15 protein-coding genes are annotated in these 16643 nt (G+C 62.9%); 7 read left to right on the top strand and 8 right to left on the bottom strand.

Annotated features, from left to right (window positions below; translation table 11 throughout):
* Positions 1-6 precede the first annotated feature (6 nt).
* From ACF8K2_RS22355 to ACF8K2_RS22345, 3 genes are all read right to left on the bottom strand, one after another.
* Positions 7-1401 (bottom strand): ethanolamine ammonia-lyase subunit EutB, encoded by a 1395-nt coding sequence (locus tag ACF8K2_RS22355; RefSeq protein WP_392467668.1) that lies wholly within the window; start codon positions 1399-1401, stop codon positions 7-9.
* Between the two features lie 49 nt (positions 1402-1450).
* A complete protein-coding gene (gene eat, locus ACF8K2_RS22350) occupies positions 1451-2899 on the bottom strand; it encodes an ethanolamine permease (protein WP_392467666.1) in 1449 nt (482 codons plus the stop codon).
* A 224-nt stretch (positions 2900-3123) separates the two neighbouring features.
* Positions 3124-4644 carry an aldehyde dehydrogenase family protein gene (locus tag ACF8K2_RS22345; protein WP_186556648.1) on the bottom strand — a complete coding sequence of 507 codons (1521 nt, stop codon included), beginning with the start codon at positions 4642-4644 and terminating at the stop codon, positions 3124-3126.
* A 268-nt stretch (positions 4645-4912) separates the two neighbouring features.
* Between ACF8K2_RS22345 and ACF8K2_RS22340 the strand changes: the two genes are divergently transcribed.
* The 4 genes from ACF8K2_RS22340 (at position 4913) to ACF8K2_RS22325 (ending at position 9290) form a co-directional block, all read left to right on the top strand.
* Positions 4913-6961 (top strand): sigma-54-dependent Fis family transcriptional regulator, encoded by a 2049-nt coding sequence (locus ACF8K2_RS22340; RefSeq protein ID WP_392467664.1) that lies wholly within the window; start codon positions 4913-4915, stop codon positions 6959-6961.
* 66 nt (positions 6962-7027) lie between these two features.
* Positions 7028-8377 carry a UDP-N-acetylmuramate:L-alanyl-gamma-D-glutamyl-meso-diaminopimelate ligase gene (gene mpl / locus ACF8K2_RS22335; protein ID WP_264236624.1) on the top strand — a complete coding sequence of 450 codons (1350 nt, stop codon included), beginning with the start codon at positions 7028-7030 and terminating at the stop codon, positions 8375-8377.
* On the top strand, positions 8377-9006 hold the full coding sequence (gene ubiX, locus ACF8K2_RS22330; RefSeq protein WP_392467662.1) for a flavin prenyltransferase UbiX: 630 nt from the start codon (positions 8377-8379) through the stop codon (positions 9004-9006). The genes mpl and ubiX overlap by 1 nt, the downstream gene beginning before the upstream one ends.
* The gene (locus tag ACF8K2_RS22325; protein WP_186556652.1) at positions 9003-9290 is read left to right on the top strand and encodes a YceK/YidQ family lipoprotein; all 288 of its coding nucleotides are present in this window, start codon (positions 9003-9005) and stop codon (positions 9288-9290) included. The genes ubiX and ACF8K2_RS22325 overlap by 4 nt, the downstream gene beginning before the upstream one ends.
* Before the next feature lie 43 nt (positions 9291-9333).
* Here ACF8K2_RS22325 and ACF8K2_RS22320 read toward each other — a convergent pair whose 3' ends face one another.
* The 3 genes from ACF8K2_RS22320 to ACF8K2_RS22310 all read right to left on the bottom strand — a co-directional run bounded on the left by ACF8K2_RS22320 (position 9334) and on the right by ACF8K2_RS22310 (position 12396).
* On the bottom strand, positions 9334-9978 hold the full coding sequence (locus tag ACF8K2_RS22320) for an oxidoreductase (RefSeq protein WP_186556653.1): 645 nt from the start codon (positions 9976-9978) through the stop codon (positions 9334-9336).
* Between the two features lie 26 nt (positions 9979-10004).
* Positions 10005-11738, bottom strand: coding sequence for a C13 family peptidase (locus ACF8K2_RS22315; protein WP_392467660.1), 1734 nt, complete (start codon positions 11736-11738; stop codon positions 10005-10007).
* A 202-nt stretch (positions 11739-11940) separates the two neighbouring features.
* Positions 11941-12396 carry a MaoC family dehydratase gene (locus ACF8K2_RS22310; RefSeq protein WP_392467659.1) on the bottom strand — a complete coding sequence of 152 codons (456 nt, stop codon included), beginning with the start codon at positions 12394-12396 and terminating at the stop codon, positions 11941-11943.
* 159 nt (positions 12397-12555) lie between these two features.
* Between ACF8K2_RS22310 and ACF8K2_RS22305 the strand changes: the two genes are divergently transcribed.
* The 3 genes from ACF8K2_RS22305 to ACF8K2_RS22295 are packed head-to-tail and all read left to right on the top strand — an operon-like array spanning position 12556 to position 14231.
* Entirely contained in the window at positions 12556-12918 is a 363-nt protein-coding gene (locus ACF8K2_RS22305; protein WP_186556656.1) for a CidA/LrgA family protein, read from the top strand.
* Entirely contained in the window at positions 12915-13631 is a 717-nt protein-coding gene (locus ACF8K2_RS22300; protein WP_186556657.1) for an LrgB family protein, read from the top strand. Before ACF8K2_RS22305 ends, ACF8K2_RS22300 begins: the two co-directional genes overlap by 4 nt.
* A 9-nt stretch (positions 13632-13640) precedes the next feature.
* A complete protein-coding gene (locus ACF8K2_RS22295; protein ID WP_392467656.1) occupies positions 13641-14231 on the top strand; it encodes an LON peptidase substrate-binding domain-containing protein in 591 nt (196 codons plus the stop codon).
* 82 nt (positions 14232-14313) lie between these two features.
* On the opposite strand, the gene ACF8K2_RS22290 is transcribed toward ACF8K2_RS22295, so the two are convergent.
* Positions 14314-15630 carry a bifunctional DedA family/phosphatase PAP2 family protein gene (locus ACF8K2_RS22290; RefSeq protein ID WP_392467654.1) on the bottom strand — a complete coding sequence of 439 codons (1317 nt, stop codon included), beginning with the start codon at positions 15628-15630 and terminating at the stop codon, positions 14314-14316.
* A 3-nt stretch (positions 15631-15633) separates the two neighbouring features.
* The gene (locus ACF8K2_RS22285; RefSeq protein ID WP_392467653.1) at positions 15634-16326 is read right to left on the bottom strand and encodes a DNA-3-methyladenine glycosylase; all 693 of its coding nucleotides are present in this window, start codon (positions 16324-16326) and stop codon (positions 15634-15636) included.
* Between the last annotated feature and the right edge of the window lie 317 nt (positions 16327-16643).

Genomic DNA, 16643 nt, shown 5'->3' with positions numbered 1-16643 from the left:
TCACCTCTAGGCCAGCTGCGCCAAGGCTTGGCGGAAAGCGGGCGGCAGGTTGTCGCCAAAGCGAATGCGGCCATCGGCCTGGGTGAAGATGCCGGTGCGCTCAAGCCACGCCTCGAATTCCGGGCCGGGCTTGAGGCCCAGGGTCTGGCGCGCATACAGCGCGTCGTGGAACGAGGTGGTCTGGTAATTGAGCATGATGTCGTCGGAGCCGGGGATGCCCATGATGAAGTTGATCCCGGCCACTCCCAGCAGGGTCAGCAGGGTGTCCATGTCGTCCTGGTCGGCTTCGGCGTGGTTGGTGTAGCAGATGTCGCAGCCCATCGGCACGCCCAGCAGCTTGCCGCAGAAGTGGTCCTCCAGGCCGGCGCGGATGATCTGCTTGCCGTTGTACAGGTATTCCGGGCCGATGAAGCCGACCACGGTGTTGACCAGAAACGGCTTGAAATGGCGGGCCACGGCATAGGCGCGGGTTTCGCAGGTCTGCTGGTCAACGCCATGGTGAGCGTTGGCCGACAGGGCGCTGCCTTGGCCGGTTTCGAAATACATCAGGTTCTGGCCGAGGGTGCCGCGTTTGAGCGACAGGCCGGCTTCATAGCCTTCCTGCAGGACATTGAGGTTAATGCCAAAGCCGGCGTTGGCCGCTTCGGTGCCGGCGATGGACTGGAATACCAGGTCCAGCGGCACGCCGCGGTTGATCGCCTCGATCGAGGTGGTGACGTGAGTCAGCACGCAGGCCTGGGTGGGGATCTGGTAGCGCTGGATGATCGCATCGAGCATTTCCAGCATGGCGCAGATCGAAGAAATACTGTCGGTGGCCGGATTGATGCCGATCATGGCGTCACCGTTGCCATACAGCAGCCCGTCGAGGATGCTCGCGGCGATCCCGGCCGGTTCATCGGTCGGATGGTTCGGTTGCAGGCGGGTCGACAGCCGACCGCGCAGGCCCATGGTGCCGCGGAACTGGGTCACCACGCGGATTTTCTGCGCGACCAGCACCAGATCCTGCACGCGCATGATTTTCGACACTGCCGCAGCCATCTCCGGGGTCAGGCCGGGGGCGAGGGCGCGCAGGCTGTCTTGCGTGGCGTCTTCGCCGAGCAGCCAGTCGCGCAGGCCGCCCACCGTCAGGTGGCTGACCGGGGCAAAGGCTTCGGCGTCATGGCTGTCGATGATCAGCCGGGTGACTTCGTCTTGCTCATAAGGGATCAGCGCCTCACTCAAAAAATGCGTGAGCGGGATGTTGGCCAGGGCCATCTGCGCGGCGACCCGTTCGCCGTCGTTGCTGGCCGCGACCCCAGCCAGAAAGTCGCCCGAGCGCGCCGGGCTGGCCTTGGCCATGACTTCCTTGAGGCTGTCGAATCGGTAGACCAGGTTGCCTACCGTGTGTACGAAACTTGCCATACAGACTCTCCAGAGCGCCGCAGGAGCTAGCTGCGGCGCATATCGGCGATCAGTGCAGGGCCTCTTCGGCCTTTTGGATCGCGGCGAATTCCTCTTCCGGCGTCCCCGCTACCAAGTGGTGGCGGCTGTAGAAAGCAAAGTAGGCAATTAATACCCCATAGATCACTGCCGCGCCAATCACCACGCGCGGATCGACCAGGAATCCGGCGACCACGGCCAGGCACGCCAAGACCAGGGCCACGCCCGAGGTGAAGATGCCGCCTGGGGTGCGGTACGGACGCTCCATCTTGGGGCGACGAATACGCAGGGTGATGTGTGCGGCCATCATCAGCACGTACGACAGGGTGGCGCCGAACACCGCGACCAGGATCAGCAAGTCACCCTGGCCAGTCAGCGACAGGGCGAAACCGATGATCCCCGGAATGACCAGGGCCAGCACGGGCGCTTTGCTTTTGTTGGTCTCGGACAATTTGCGTGGCAGGTAGCCGGCGCGAGAAAGCGCAAAGATCTGCCGCGAATAGGCGTAGATGATTGAGAAGAAGCTGGCGATCAGGCCAGCAAGGCCGACCAGGTTGACGAAGTTGCCCATCCAGGTTGAGCCGCCGTAAGCCTTCGACAGCGCCTCGACCAGAGGATTGCCCGAGGCCTTGAGCGCTTCGGAACCCGCGCCACCCGGGCCGATCACCAGAATCAGCAGGGCAAAGGCGAGCAGCACCAGCATCGCCCCGATCAGACCGCGCGGCAGGTCGCGTTTGGGGTTCTTGGTTTCTTCGGCAGCCAATGGCACACCTTCGACCGCCAGGAAGAACCAGATCGCATAGGGGATCGCCGCCCACACGCCGATGTAGCCGAATGGCAGGAAGCTGCTGGCGCCTGCTGCGCTGGTTGGGGCGATATCGAACAGGTTGGCTGCATCAAAATGGGGCACCATGCCGATCAGGAACACCACTAGGGCAATCGCCGCCACCGCGGTGATGATGAACATCAGTTTCAGCGCCTCGCCAACACCGAAGATGTGGATGCCGATGAAGACGATGTAGAAGGCGAGATAAATCATCCAGCCGCCGATGCCGAACAGTGACTGGCAATAGGCGCCGATGAACACCGCGATAGCGGCCGGGGCGATGGCGTATTCGATGAGGATCGCGGTACCGGTCAAGAAGCCGCCCCAGGGGCCGAAGGCGCTGCGGGCGAAGCCGTAGCCGCCGCCTGCGGTGGGGATCATCGACGACAGTTCGGCCAGCGAGAAGCACATGCACAGGTACATGGTGGCCATCAGCAGGGTGGCGAGGAACATGCCGCCCCAGCCGCCTTGGGCCAGGCCGAAGTTCCACCCGGCGTAGTCGCCGGAGATCACGTAGGCGACCCCCAGGCCGACCAGCAAGACCCAGCCGGCGGCGCCTTTTTTCAGTTCACGTTGCTGGAAATAGTCTGAGCCGACTTTTTCGAAGTCGACGGAAGCACCTGCCGGCGTGCCGGTGGATTGATCGCTTGGCATAGATTCACCTGTTGTTTTTCTTGGTGGCCGGAAGGCTTCCGACCGATGGTGATGGGTACTGCAGGAAGCGAGCCAGAGCGGTTCGTTCGGGCGATCCGGTCTGGAATGGTAAAAGTCAGTGGCGGCCTCTTCGCGGGCAAGCCCGTTCCCACAGGGACAACACAGTTTCAAATGCAGTGGTGTACCTGTGGGAGCGGGCTTGCCCGCGAAGGGCGTGACGCGGTTTAGAAGAAGCCCAGCGGGTTGATGTCGTAGCTCACCAGCAGGTTCTTGGTCTGCTGATAATGATCGAGCATCATCTTGTGCGTCTCACGGCCCACCCCCGACTTCTTGTACCCGCCAAACGCCGCGTGCGCCGGGTACAGGTGGTAGCAGTTGGTCCACACCCGGCCTGCCTTGATCCCACGGCCCATGCGGTAGGCGCGGTTGATATCACGGGTCCACACGCCGGCGCCCAGACCGAACTCGGTGTCGTTGGCAATCGCCAGCGCTTCGGCTTCGTCCTTGAAGGTGGTGACGCTGACCACCGGGCCGAAGATCTCTTCCTGGAACACGCGCATCTTGTTGTTGCCCTTGAGCAGGGTCGGCTGGATGTAATAGCCGGTCGCCAGGGCGCCTTCGAGTTTTTCCACCTTGCCGCCAGTGAGCAGCTCGGCGCCTTCTTCCTGGGCGATGTCCAGGTACGAGAGGATTTTCTCGAACTGTTGCTGCGAGGCCTGGGCGCCGACCATGGTGTCGGTGTCCAGAGGGTCGCCACGCTTGATCTTCTTGACCTTGTTCAGCACCGCTTCCATGAACTGCGGGTAGATCGACTCCTGCACCAGCGCCCGCGAAGGGCAGGTGCACACTTCGCCTTGGTTGAAGAACGCCAGGACCATGCCTTCGGCAGCCTTGTCGATGAAGCTCGGCTCGGCCTGCATGATGTCTTCGAAGTAGATGTTCGGCGACTTGCCGCCCAGCTCGACGGTGGACGGGATGATGTTCTCGGCTGCGCATTTCATGATGTGCGAGCCGACTGGGGTGGAGCCGGTGAAGGCGATCTTGGCGATGCGCTTGCTGGTGGCCAGGGCCTCGCCCGCTTCACGGCCATAACCTTGCACCACGTTGAGCACGCCCGGCGGCAGCAGGTCGCCGATCAGCTCGACCAGCACGGTGATGCCCAGTGGGGTCTGCTCGGCCGGCTTGAGCACCACGCAGTTACCGGCGGCCAGGGCCGGGGCGAGTTTCCAGGCGGCCATCAGGATCGGGAAGTTCCACGGAATGATCTGCCCGACCACGCCCAGCGGTTCGTGGATGTGATAGGCCACGGTGCCTTCGTTGATCTCGGCGGCGCCGCCTTCCTGGGCGCGGATGCAGCCAGCGAAGTAGCGGAAGTGGTCCACGGCCAGTGGGATGTCGGCGTTGAGGGTTTCGCGCACCGGCTTGCCGTTGTCCCAGGTTTCGGTGATGGCCAGCAGTTCGAGGTTCTGCTCGATGCGGTCGGCGATTTTCAGCAGGACGTTGGAGCGGTCCTGCACCGAGGTGCGGCCCCAGGCGTCGGCGGCGGCATGCGCGGCGTCCAGCGCCTTGTCGATGTCTTCGGCAGTGGAGCGGGGGAATTCGGCGATCAGCTTGCCGTTCACCGGAGAAGTGTTTTCGAAATATTGCCCTTTGACCGGAGCTACGAACTCGCCACCGATGAAGTTCCCGTAACGGCTCTTGAAGCTGACCTTGGAGCCTTCGGTACCGGGATGTGCGTAACGCATGGTGTCTCTCCTGGCTATTGTGTTTGTTGGGGAGTTGGAAAGCGTAGAGCAAAGCTTGGGCCACTGCCGGGCGCTCCTTGTGAATCAAGGAGTTACTGCGCTCATTCCGGTATTGTTGAGTCCCTGTGTACCCGCTATGGCACGGGCGCAGTGACAGTTTGTACCGCTAATGACACGCTGCGTGACCTGTGGGTCAGTGCGCCATTGCAAAGCCTTGCCGGGTGGAGGATGCTGGCCCTGAGTCTCTATCTGCGGAGCACAACAACAAATGCAGAGCAATGCGTTCAGCCGCCATGCCCATCAAGTCCTGACAGTTGCCCGTGGCGAGGGCAGCGGACCTGCTAGCGACCCTTCGATCGCCCGCTCCTGGCTGCGCTGCCTGGAGGACTATCACCTCGACCCTGACCGTGGCCAGGCGCCGGTGGTGCTCGAACACGGGCGCCTGCTGGAAACCCGCGAACGCCTGCGCCAGGTGTTGCAGATCGCCGGCACCGAAATGAACAGCCTGCACCAGCAGCTATCGGGCGCGGGGCACGCGGTATTGCTGACCGACGCCCGTGGGGTGATCCTCAATTGCGTCACCGCGCCTACCGAGCGGCGTATTTTCGAGCGCGCCGGGCTGTGGTTGGGCGCCGACTGGAGCGAGGCCAGCGAGGGCACCAATGGCATTGGCACCTGTCTGGTCGAGCGTCAGGCGCTGACCATCCATCAGAACGAGCATTTTCGTGGCCGCCACACCGGGCTGACCTGCTCGGCGAGCCCGGTGTTCGACCCGCATGGCGAGCTGCTGGCGGTACTCGACGTATCTTCGGCGCGGCCCGATGTCTCGCGCCAGAGCCAGTTCCATACCATGGCGCTGGTCAACCTCTCGGCGAAGATGATCGAGAGCTGTTATTTCCTGCGCCATTTCGAGCATCAGTGGCTGCTGCGTTTCCATTTGCAGGCCGAATCGGTCGGGCTATTCAGTGAAGGGTTGCTGGCATTCGATGGCGAAGGGCGGATCAGTGCGGTCAACCAGAGTGCGTTGAATCTGCTCGGCACTATTCGTGGTGGAGTGCTGGGCAAGCCTGTGGATATGTTTTTTGCCTGTAGCCATGATGATTTGCTCGGCCGTGCCACGCCGCAGGGCAGCGCAGTCTGGCCACTGCATACCCGCGACGGTCGCCAGGTGTTCGCCAGCCTGCGTGGCCAGGCCCGCACAGCAGCTTGGGCAGTGCCAGCGGCGATGCCGCTGCAAACGGCCGAGGCGCAGGCGCAGATCTGTCTGCTCGATCCGGCCCTGAAAGCTGATTTCAGCCGCGCCGTTCGCGTGTTCGAGCGCGACGTGCCGCTGCTGCTGCGCGGCGAGACTGGATGCGGCAAGGAGGCGTTCGCCCAGGCCGTGCACCAGGCCAGTCAGCGTCGGCACAAGCCTTTTGTGGCCATCAACTGCGCTTCGCTGCCAGAGAGTTTGATCGAGAGCGAGTTGTTCGGTTATCGCGGTGGCAGTTTCACCGGTGCGCGCAAGGAAGGCATGCGCGGCAAACTGCTGCAGGCCGATGGCGGTACGTTGTTGCTCGATGAAATCGGCGATATGCCGCTGGCGTTGCAGACGCGTCTGCTCAGGGTGCTGGAGGATCGCCAGGTGGTGCCGATTGGTGGTGAGGCGCAGGCGGTGGATGTGCGGATCATCAGCGCTACCCACCGCAACCTCTTGCAGCGGGTGGAGCAGGGCAGCTTCCGTGAAGACTTGTACTACCGGCTCAACGGCCTGGAAGTGGCGTTGCCGGCGGTGCGTGAGCGCAGTGACAAAGCGCCGCTGCTGGACTTTTTGTTGCGCCAGGAAGCTGAAGGGCAGCGCATCGAGATCGAGCCGCAGGCGCGCCAGGCGCTGTTGGCATTCGCCTGGCCGGGTAACGTGCGGCAACTGCGCAATGTGCTGCGCACGCTGGTGGCGCTGTGCGACAACCAGCGCATTACCTATGCCGACTTGCCTGTGCTGGTGCGATCTAATACGGATTGCGTGGGAGCGGGCTTGCCCCGCGATAGCGACATGGGTCAGTTCGCTGGTGTCTGCGCCGGCGCTATCGCGGGGCAAGCCCGCTCCCACGTTGATCTACCTCCACACGTTGATCTACCTCCACACGCTGATCTACCTCTGCACGCCGATCTACCTTTACGCGCCGATCTTCCTCTAGAGGATGCTGAACGCAGTGTCTTGTTGGCTGTGTTGGAACAAAACCGCTGGCACCTGACCAACGTCGCCAGCCACCTGGGCATCAGCCGCAATACCTTGTATCGAAAACTTCGCAAACACGGCATCGCCAGGGCTGGCTGAACGAAACAGCGGGTGCGATTTCGCTCGCCCTGGGCTACCCTGCCTCGACGTTTTGCGAGGTCGATCATGCACATTCATATTCTTGGTATTTGTGGCACTTTCATGGGTTCCCTGGCGGTCCTGGCAAAGGAGCTGGGCCATCGGGTCACCGGCTCCGATGCCAACGTCTATCCGCCAATGAGCACCCAGCTCCAGGCCCAGGGCATCGAGCTGACCCAGGGCTACGACCCTGCCCAGCTGGAACCGGCGCCGGATCTGGTGGTGATCGGCAATGCCATGTCGCGCGGCAACCCTGCGGTCGAATATGTCCTGAACAAGGGCCTGCCGTACGTTTCCGGCCCGCAGTGGCTGGCCGACCATGTGCTGCAGGGGCGCTGGGTGCTGGCGGTGGCCGGTACTCATGGCAAGACCACGACCAGCAGCATGCTGGCCTGGGTCCTGGAGCATGCCGGCATGAGCCCGGGCTTCCTGATCGGCGGCGTGCCGCAGAACTTCTCGGTGTCGGCGCGCCTGGGCGACACGCCGTTCTTCGTAGTCGAGGCCGATGAATACGACAGCGCCTTCTTCGACAAGCGTTCGAAGTTCGTGCATTACCACCCGCGTACCGCGATCCTCAATAACCTTGAGTTCGATCACGCAGACATCTTCCCGGATTTGGCATCTATCGAGCGGCAGTTCCATCACTTGGTGCGGACCATTCCAAGCGAAGGCCTGGTCATCCATCCGACCACCGAGCAAGCCTTGGAGCGGGTGATCGGCATGGGTTGCTGGACGCCGGTGCAAACCACGGGTGAAGGCGGCCAGTGGCAAGCGCGCCTGCTCAGTGCCGATGGCTCGCACTTTGAAGTGCTGTTCGACGGGGTTGCCCAAGGCATCGTGAAGTGGGAGATGACCGGCCAGCATAACGTCGCCAACGCCTTGGCTACCTTGGCCGCTGCCCGCCACGTGGGCGTGGTGCCAGCGATGGCGATTGACGGTCTGAGCGCCTTCAAGAGCGTCAAGCGGCGGATGGAAAAGGTCGCCGAAGTACAGGGCGTGACCATCTACGATGACTTCGCCCACCACCCGACCGCCATTGCCACCACCCTCGACGGCCTGCGCAAGCGGGTGGGCGAAGCGCCAGTGATTGCAGTGATCGAGCCGCGCTCCAACTCGATGAAGTTGGGCGCTCACCGCGATGGCTTGCCGGAAAGCGTCAACGACGCCGACCAGGTCATCTGGTACGCCCCGGCCAACCTCGGCTGGGACCTGGCAGCCACTGCCGCCCAGTGCAAGGTGCCGTCCGTGGTTGCCGACAGCCTGGAAGCGATCATCGAGCGGGTCAAAGGCCAGGCACGGCCGGGCACCCACGTGGTGATCATGAGCAACGGCGGCTTCGGCGGCCTGCACGGCAAACTGGCCGAGGCGTTGCAGTGATGAGCGGGCCGGAACGCATCACCCTGGCCATGACCGGCGCCTCCGGGGCGCAGTACGGCCTGCGCCTGCTCGACTGCCTGGTGCGCGAGGACCGAGAGGTGCACTTTCTCATCTCCAAGGCCGCGCAACTGGTGATGGCCACCGAGACCGACGTGCTGCTGCCAGCCAAGCCCCAGGCGATGCAGGCCTTCCTCACAGAATACACCGGCGCCGCCGATGGGCAGATCCGCGTGTACGGCAAGGAAGACTGGATGTCGCCGGTGGCCTCCGGCTCCGGAGCACCAGCGGCGATGGTGGTGGTGCCGTGCTCGACGGGGACGTTGTCGGCGATCGCTACAGGCGCCTGCAACAACCTGATCGAACGCGCTGCCGACGTCACCCTGAAAGAGCGTCGCCAGTTGATTCTGGTGCCGCGTGAGGCGCCGTTCTCCACCATTCACCTGGAGAACATGTTCAAGCTGTCGCAGATGGGCGCGGTGATCCTGCCGGCGGCGCCGGGCTTCTATCACCAGCCGCAGACCATCGATGATCTGGTCGACTTCGTTGTCGCGCGGATTCTCAATCTGCTGAACATCCCGCAGGACATGCTGCCGCGTTGGGGCGAGCATCATTATGGGGTCGATGATTGAGGCGGGCGTTGCTGGGGTTGCTGGTGCTGGCCCAGCTGGGTGGCTGCGCCACGGTGCGTACGCTGGATGCCAGCAAGCCGGGGGCGCCCTTGGTGTATGCCGGGACGCGTCTGGATTGGTATGTCATGAACGGCGGCTGTTGCCCGCTGGATAGGTTTGGCGCCGAGGCGCCGGCTTATCCGCGGTTGGATTTACCGGGGAGCCTGTTGCTCGATACCTTGTTGCTGCCATTGTCGGTGTTGACGGCGCTTGGGGTGAGCTTCAACGCTACTGGTGGTCTGTGAGAGTGTTGGGGCCGCAACGCGGCCCCAGGATCTTAAGTGACCATCACTTGCGGCCAAGCCTGCGCAGCTCATCCGATTCCACAACCCGAATCCCGTCTTCCTCCTCCAGCGCCAGCCGCCACAGCGCACGTGCCAAGGTGCACGCCTCGATGCCGCGGTATTTGCCCGGCATGAACTTGGAGAACGGCGCCGCCAAACGCTCGCCCAGGCGCGGTTCGATCCGCTCGCCAAGCAACAGCGACGGCCGCACGATGGTCAGTTGTGGCCAGTCCTGGGCCTTGAGCGCCTCTTCCATCTCGCCCTTTACCCGGTTGTAGAAAATCGACGACTTGGCATCGGCGCCAATCGCGCTGACCACCAGCAGGTGCCGCGCGCCCATCTCCCGGGCACGCTTGCTGAAGGCCACGACCATGTCCAGATCTACTGCGCGGAAGGCCGACTCCGAGCCTGCCTGCTTGAGGGTGGTGCCCAGGCAACAGAACGCGATATCGACGCGCCCGCCCAACTGCGGGAGAAACACTGCCGGGTCACCCACTGGGTTTTCCAGGTGCGGGTGCTCGGCCAGGGGTCGGCGAGTTGGCGCCAGCACCCGGCTGATGGTCGGTTCGTTGAGCAGGCGGTCGAGCAGGTGTTCACCGGTAAGACCGGTGGCTCCGGCAAGCAGGACATGCTGAGGCGTCAAGTACATGATGTCTCTCCCTTGTTACACACAGCTTAGTGGCTGGCAGGGTTTTTTTCCTGCGCCGGGGTGGCTGTCTGAGCTTCATTGCGCAAGGCTTGCTCGGCCTGTTGCCGGCGTAGGCGCTGCCAGTGCGAGAGCACGGCGGGCGGCGCCCACAGCTGCGGTTCCGAGGCTTCGAAGCCTTCCCTTGCTTCCCGTTCGGCAACGCTGGCGCGCGCCAGTTCAAACGCCTGTTTCAAGTCGTCGGTCTGGTTCAGCGCTTCAGCGAACAGGGCATCGCCGAAATAGGTGAAGTCGGCTTCTTCCGAGCAACCGAATGACACCCGGTCGGGGCGCGCGGCGGTCATGATCAAGGTCCGGTCGTCCTTGAGCGGGGCGATATAGCCCCCTGAATAGCAGGCGGAGATGACGATGACTTTGTCGCGATCTTTTAACGGCGCCAATGAACTGGCCAGTTCGTCGGCGGACAGGTCGGCCAACTGCAGGCGCGGCTGGTCGAGCACCAGTTGATGGTCGTGGCTGCCATGGCTGGTCAGATAGACGAACACCAGGTCTTCCGGACCGCTGCGCTCGGCCAGGGTCTTGGCGGCGCGGGTGAGGTTCTCGCGGGTGGCCATGGGGCGGTCGGTCAGGTGATCGCGGTGGTTGACCAGGGTGATCTGGCCATGGGCGCCAAAGCGTACCTTGAGCATGTTGCTGACGTAGTCGGCCTCGCGCAGGAATACGCTCTGCTGGCCATCGCCAGCGACCACCAGGCTGTAGAGCTGGATCGGCGGCTTGGAGTGCGGGACCTTGGCCAGGGCGTCTGCGAGCAGTTTGCCTTGATTGAGCAGGGCCAGGTCCAGCGGGTCGGGCAACAGCTTGCCTTTTTCGTCACGCACCCGCACACCCTTGACCCAGTAGCCGCTCTCGACCCGGCCGTTGGCCTGGGTCAGCCGGCCATGGCCCTGGTAAGCGTCATCGACGAAACCGCCCAGGTACTGGCTGCCGTCAGCCAGGTGCAGGTGGCCTTGGCCATTGAAGCGCCATTGGCGAAAGCCACCCTTGTAACGGCTGCCATCGCTGCCGAGCAGTTCGCCTTCGCCGTCGAGCGAGCCGTCCTTGAATTCGCCGATCCACACGTCGCCGTCGACGTTCTCGTAGCGGCCGCGGCCTTCCAGGCGATTGTCCTTGAACTCACCGATGTACTGCTCGCCCTCGACGCTGTCGTAGGTGCCGCTGCCTTGCAGCTGGCCATCGATGAAGCGGCCGCTGAACTGGTTGCCACTGGCATCGCTGCGCACCCCGGCGCCATTGGGCTTGCCCTTGGCGAACAGGCCTTGATAGCGGCTGCCATCGGCCAAATCCAGCTCGCCGGCACCGTGGTACTGGTCGTCCTTGAATTGGCCGCGATAGACCTGGTCGTTCTGCTTGAGGGTGCCTTCGCCATCGCGCCGGCCGTGCTTGAAGGTACCGGCATAGTGGCTGCCGGGGGTGGTCAGGTCGCCCAGGCCATCGAACAGGCCGCCAGCGAACTGCCCGCGGTAGACCTCCCCATTGCTGCCGTGCCATTCACCTTGGCCATGCCATTGGCCATTGTTGAAGGTGCCGGCGTACCAACTGCCGTTGGGGTAGTCGATGCGGCCTTCGCCCTGCAGCAGGCCGTTGACCACTTCACCGCGGTAGCGGCCACCATCGGGCAGGCGCGCGTCTGGCGGCGACAGCGGTTCGCCTTCGCCACAGGCGGCGAGCAACAAGGTCAGGGCGAGGGGCAGCAGAGGACGCATGGCGGATTCCGGGCGATAGATCTACCGAGTATGCCGCAGAATGCGCTGGCACAGACAGCGCTGGCGAGCCAGGGAATGCGTGGGGCTGACGCAGCCTGTGATGGGCTGCCCAGCAGCCCCACGGCATTAAGTCGCTAAAGCGAGGGCAATACACCCTCGCTTGCAGGCTTCGTCAGCGCCTACAGATCAGTGCAGGGAAGGATCAGACGAAGCACAGCGACAACGGCTCAGCGATATACGCGGGTTTCTCTTCGCCTTCGATCTCCAGGGTTGCGGTAGCCTTGAGCAGCCATTGCCCCGGCTTCTTCTCGGTGGCATCGGTCAGCTCGACTTTGAGCCGAACCTGGCTATCGACCTTCACCGGTTGGATGAAGCGCACGCTGTCCAGGCCATAGTTGACCACCATCTTCAGTCCTTCAGGCAGGACCAGGATGTCTTCCATCAGCTTGGGAATCAGCGACAGGGTGAGGAAACCATGGGCGATGGTGGAGCCGAAAGGGGTCTTGCTGGCTTTTTCAGGGTCGACATGGATGAACTGGAAGTCGCCGGTAGCCTCGGCGAACAGGTTGATGCGCTGCTGATCGATTTTCAGCCATTCGGAACGTCCCAGTTCCTTTCCAACGTACTGCGAAAGCTCTGCAACAGGTACATAGGGCATCGTGACTCTCCGGATTGTCATTGCTGTTCGGGTGGTACGAAAGTCCAAGATCAGCACGTCGCGCGGTTGCGGTCAAGTTGCCATGTTTTCGGCGAATATCGGCTTATAGGCATAACCAACGCGTGCTTATAATGGCCGCCATGCCCGAAGGAGATGCTTATGCTGTTGCGTGGTTTGACCTGGCTGGTGTTGTTCCAACTGCTGGGTACGGCAATCAACCATCTGTGTGTGCCCATTCTGCCTGGGCCGATCATTGGCCTGCTGCTGTTGCTGGTGTTCCTGATGATTCGCGGCGAGGTCGGCAAGCCGCTGAACGAGGCCGCTTCCAGTCTGCTGCGCTACTTGCCGCTGTTGCTGGTACCGCCGGCGGTAGGAGTGATGGTGTATGCCAATGACATTGCCGCAGACTTTTGGGCAATTGTCGGTGCGCTGGTGCTGTCGTGCCTGGCCACCCTGGTGTTCGTCGGCGTATTGATGCAAAAGCTCATCCATCGCCAAGGCAAACGCGAGGAGCAACCATGACCCTCGACTGGCACGGCGCGCTCAACGCGGTCATTCATCACCCCCTGTTTGGCATCGGCATCACCTTGGGGGCCTACCAGATCGTGCTGGCAGGCTATGAGAAAACACGCTGGATCTTCCTGCAGCCGGTGCTGGTGTCGATGCTGCTGGTGATCGGCGTGCTGGTCACCTGTGGTATCGACTATGCCGAGTACCGCAAAAGCACCGAGATCATGAATATCCTCCTCGGCCCGGCCACGGTGGCCTTGGCGGTACCCCTCTACCTGAACCTGCGGCGCATTCGCCAGCTGTTCTGGCCGACATTTACTACGCTGGTAATCGGAGGCCTGTTCGCCACCCTGGCGTGCCTGTTGCTGGGTTGGTGGTTCGGTGCAGAGCACATGATCCTGATGACCATGGCGCCAAAGTCGGTGACCTCGCCGATTGCCATGCTGGTGGCCGAACAAATCGGTGGCGTGGCCGCGTTGGCGGCGGTGTTCGTGTTGATTACCGGAGTGATCGGGGCGATTTTCGGCCCGGCGCTGCTGACCCGCTTTGGCGTGCTCAGCCCGGAGGCGCGGGGCATGTCGCTGGGCGTGACCGCGCACGCGGTGGGCACTTCGGTGGCCTTGCAGGAAAGTGACGAATGCGGCGCCTTCGCCGCGTTGGCGATGAGCCTGATGGGTGTGGCCACGGCGGTGTTCCTGCCGTTGGCGGTTAGCCTGGTGGCCTGAGGATTTGTGATGACGCTACCGCTGTTTCCGCTCAATACCGTGCTGTTTCCAGGTTGCATGCTCGACTTGCAGATATTCGAGGCGCGCTACCTGGACATGATCGGCCGCTGCATGAAGCAAGGCAGTGGTTTTGGCGTGGTATGCATCCTGGAGGGCGAGCAGGTTGGCAAGGCGCCGCCGGTGGTGGCTTCGATTGGCTGTGAGGCGCTGATTCGCGATTTCACCCAACAGGACAACGGCTTGCTGGGGATCCGCGTCGAGGGCGTGCGGCGCTTCGAGGTGATCCAGACCGAGGTGCAGAAGGACCAGTTGCTGCTGGGCGAGGTGCACTGGCTGGCGGACGGCGCGGACAGCGAATTGACCGAGCATGAGGATGATTTACTCGCGCTGCTGCTGGCCCTGGGTGAGCACCCGATGGTCGAGGCACTGGGTATGCCTCGGCCGGTCGACGGCCAGCTGTCGTTGGCCAATCAGCTGGCTTACCTATTGCCGTTCATGGAAGAGGACAAGTTGGATTTGCTGACGATCGATTCGCCGCAGGAGCGTTTGGCGGCAATTCAGAACCTGCTCGAGCGGATTCAGGGCGAGTTGTTTGCCTGATAGGTCGTTTGCCTGTGCGGCTCCATTCACATCCTTGGCGTGGGAGCGGGCTTGCCCCGCGATGAGGCCGGCCCTGACTCACTCAATACTGATAACGCAGCAAAGCCTGCGGCAACGCATGCAAGGCAAAGAACGCCAACAACGCCACGCACGCCGGCAACACCAGCCACCAAACCCGCTGGCCCAAGGCGTTCAGCGGCTGGCGATACTGCACCAGGGTCAGGCTCACAGCGCACACACAGCACGCCAGCAGCGCACCGGCGAGAATGTCGGTCGGCCAATGCGCGCCCAGGTACACCCGCGACAGCGCAATCGACAGCGCCGGCAGGCAGCCAAGCAGCACCCAGGTCAGCCGCATCCGCGGCGGTTGGCCACGTCCGGCTAAAATGGCCATCACCAAGAAGAACGCAAACGACGCCGAACTATGTCCGCTGGGCATGCTGTAGCTGGTCAGCGGGTCGGTCAGCACTTCAGGTCGTGCCCGCGCAAACAACCACTTCAACGTGCCGTTAGCCAGCGCAGTACCCATCAACGCCGCGCCGGCAAACAGGGCATGGCGCCATTGCCGCGCCAATAACAGCAAGCCAGTCAGCAGCGCGCCAAGGAACAGCTGGGTACGGAAATCGCCCAGGCGGGTAACCAGCACCACCACGCCATCCACGGCCTGGCTGCGATGCTCTTGCACCAGGGTCATCACGCCCTGGTCGAACTCGTGCAGATAAGGCCAGCCGATGAACAGCCCGGCCAGCGCCAGGAAGCTCAGGGCAGCGATCAAGCGGGTGCCATGGCGCTGGTCGCGGATGCTGCTATTGAGGCTCAGGCCGATCAGTACCGCCAGTGTCCCGGCGATCAGCCCGGCATCGAGCCAGAAGCCTTCGGGCAAGGGCAGGCGCATGGCCGCGCCAGTGGCCCAGCCGGGCAGCAGGTAGGCCACCGACCAACCGGCGCCAGCCACCATGCTGACGGCGATAAAGCGCGGCAGGGGCATGTCGAACATGCCTGCGACCATCGGCAGCATCGGCCGCAGTGGACCAATGAAGCGCCCGACCAGCAAGCTGGCGATTCCGTAGCGTTGGAAGTAGGTCTCGGCGCTGCCGATCCATTCCGGGTGATGGCGGATCAATGGCAGGCGGCGGATGTTCTGGTGGAAGTACTTGCCGATGCTGTAGGACAGCGCATCGCCGAGCAGCCCGCCGGCAAAGCCCAGCAGCAGGGTTTCACCGAGGGTGAAGGCGCCACTACCGGCTAGCACCGCGACCGCAAACAGCAGCACTGTGCCCGGTACGATGATGCCGGCGATGGCCAGGCATTCGATGCACGCCACCAGAAAGATTGCCAGGCCAAGCCACTGCGGGTTGGCGCTGAGCCAGCCGGTCAGGCTGTCGAGCCATTGGCCCATGAGTCAGCTTCCTTGTTCCAGAATGAAGTAGTCCCGGCCTTCGACTTGGCCCCGACGCAGCGGGTTCCGTGTGCAAAAGCGGGCAAATTGAGCATCGACGAAACGGTACGGCAGGTGTTCGTCGCGCCCGTGCGGGATGCCCAGGCGCGCGCATTGGATGATCTGCGGCACACTGATGGCGCAGTCTTCGACATAGAGACGATCTGGGTCGAAGCGCTTGGCGTCCCAGTGCGGCACTTTCAGGTCCAGCGCGCGGCAGAGCAAGGTCTGCCCGGCGCACAGGCGCTCGTCTGGGCGGATGTTGCCGTTGGCGTCAGGGTTGTTCAGCTGCATCTGTGCCAGGCTGTTGGCATCGGAGATGGCGTCCAGCCACGGGTAGGCGGATTTGATCAGCACGGCGTTGCCAGGCCCATGGGCGCTGAAATTGAGCGAATCGCCGCCACGGGCGTAATACATGTAGATGTGCCCGCCATCGAGAAACAGCGCCTTGCGTTTTTCGGTGAAGCCGAGCGAGGCGTGGCTGCCTTTGTCGCTCAGGTAGTAGGCTTCGGTCTCGATGATCCGCGCGGCCAGCCAGAGATTGCCGTGGCGATGACGAATGACCTTGCCCAGCAATGCCTTGGCCAGGGTCTGGGCGTCACGGTCGAAAAAGCTGTCGGGCAGGGCACGTGCCGGGCAGGGGGCTGGGTCGGGCATGCTGATCGTTCGTGGTTGAGTGGCGCGGATCATAGCAATTAATCGCTTAATCGAGGCTGAACTGAGCGCTTGTGCGCTGTTAGTGAAGACCTCATCGCGGGGCAAGCCCGCTCCCACGCAGACTGTGAGAAATCCCCGTGGGAGCGGGCTTGTCCCGCGATAGCGTCGGTTCGGACAAGGAAATTTCTGATAAGGCCCGTTACATCTTTCCTACCCATTACCCCCGCCATCTTCTACCATCCGCCACCCGCCGCTGGGCGTATAGGGGCGTGCCAGTTATAATCAGCCGATTTCCCCTTTCGCCAAGACACCGAGCC

Origin of the sequence: Pseudomonas sp. xss_2 (assembly GCF_043104195.1) — a bacterium.
GTDB classification, from domain to species: domain Bacteria; phylum Pseudomonadota; class Gammaproteobacteria; order Pseudomonadales; family Pseudomonadaceae; genus Aquipseudomonas; species Aquipseudomonas urmiensis.
This window is presented reverse-complemented; position numbering and strand designations above follow the sequence as displayed.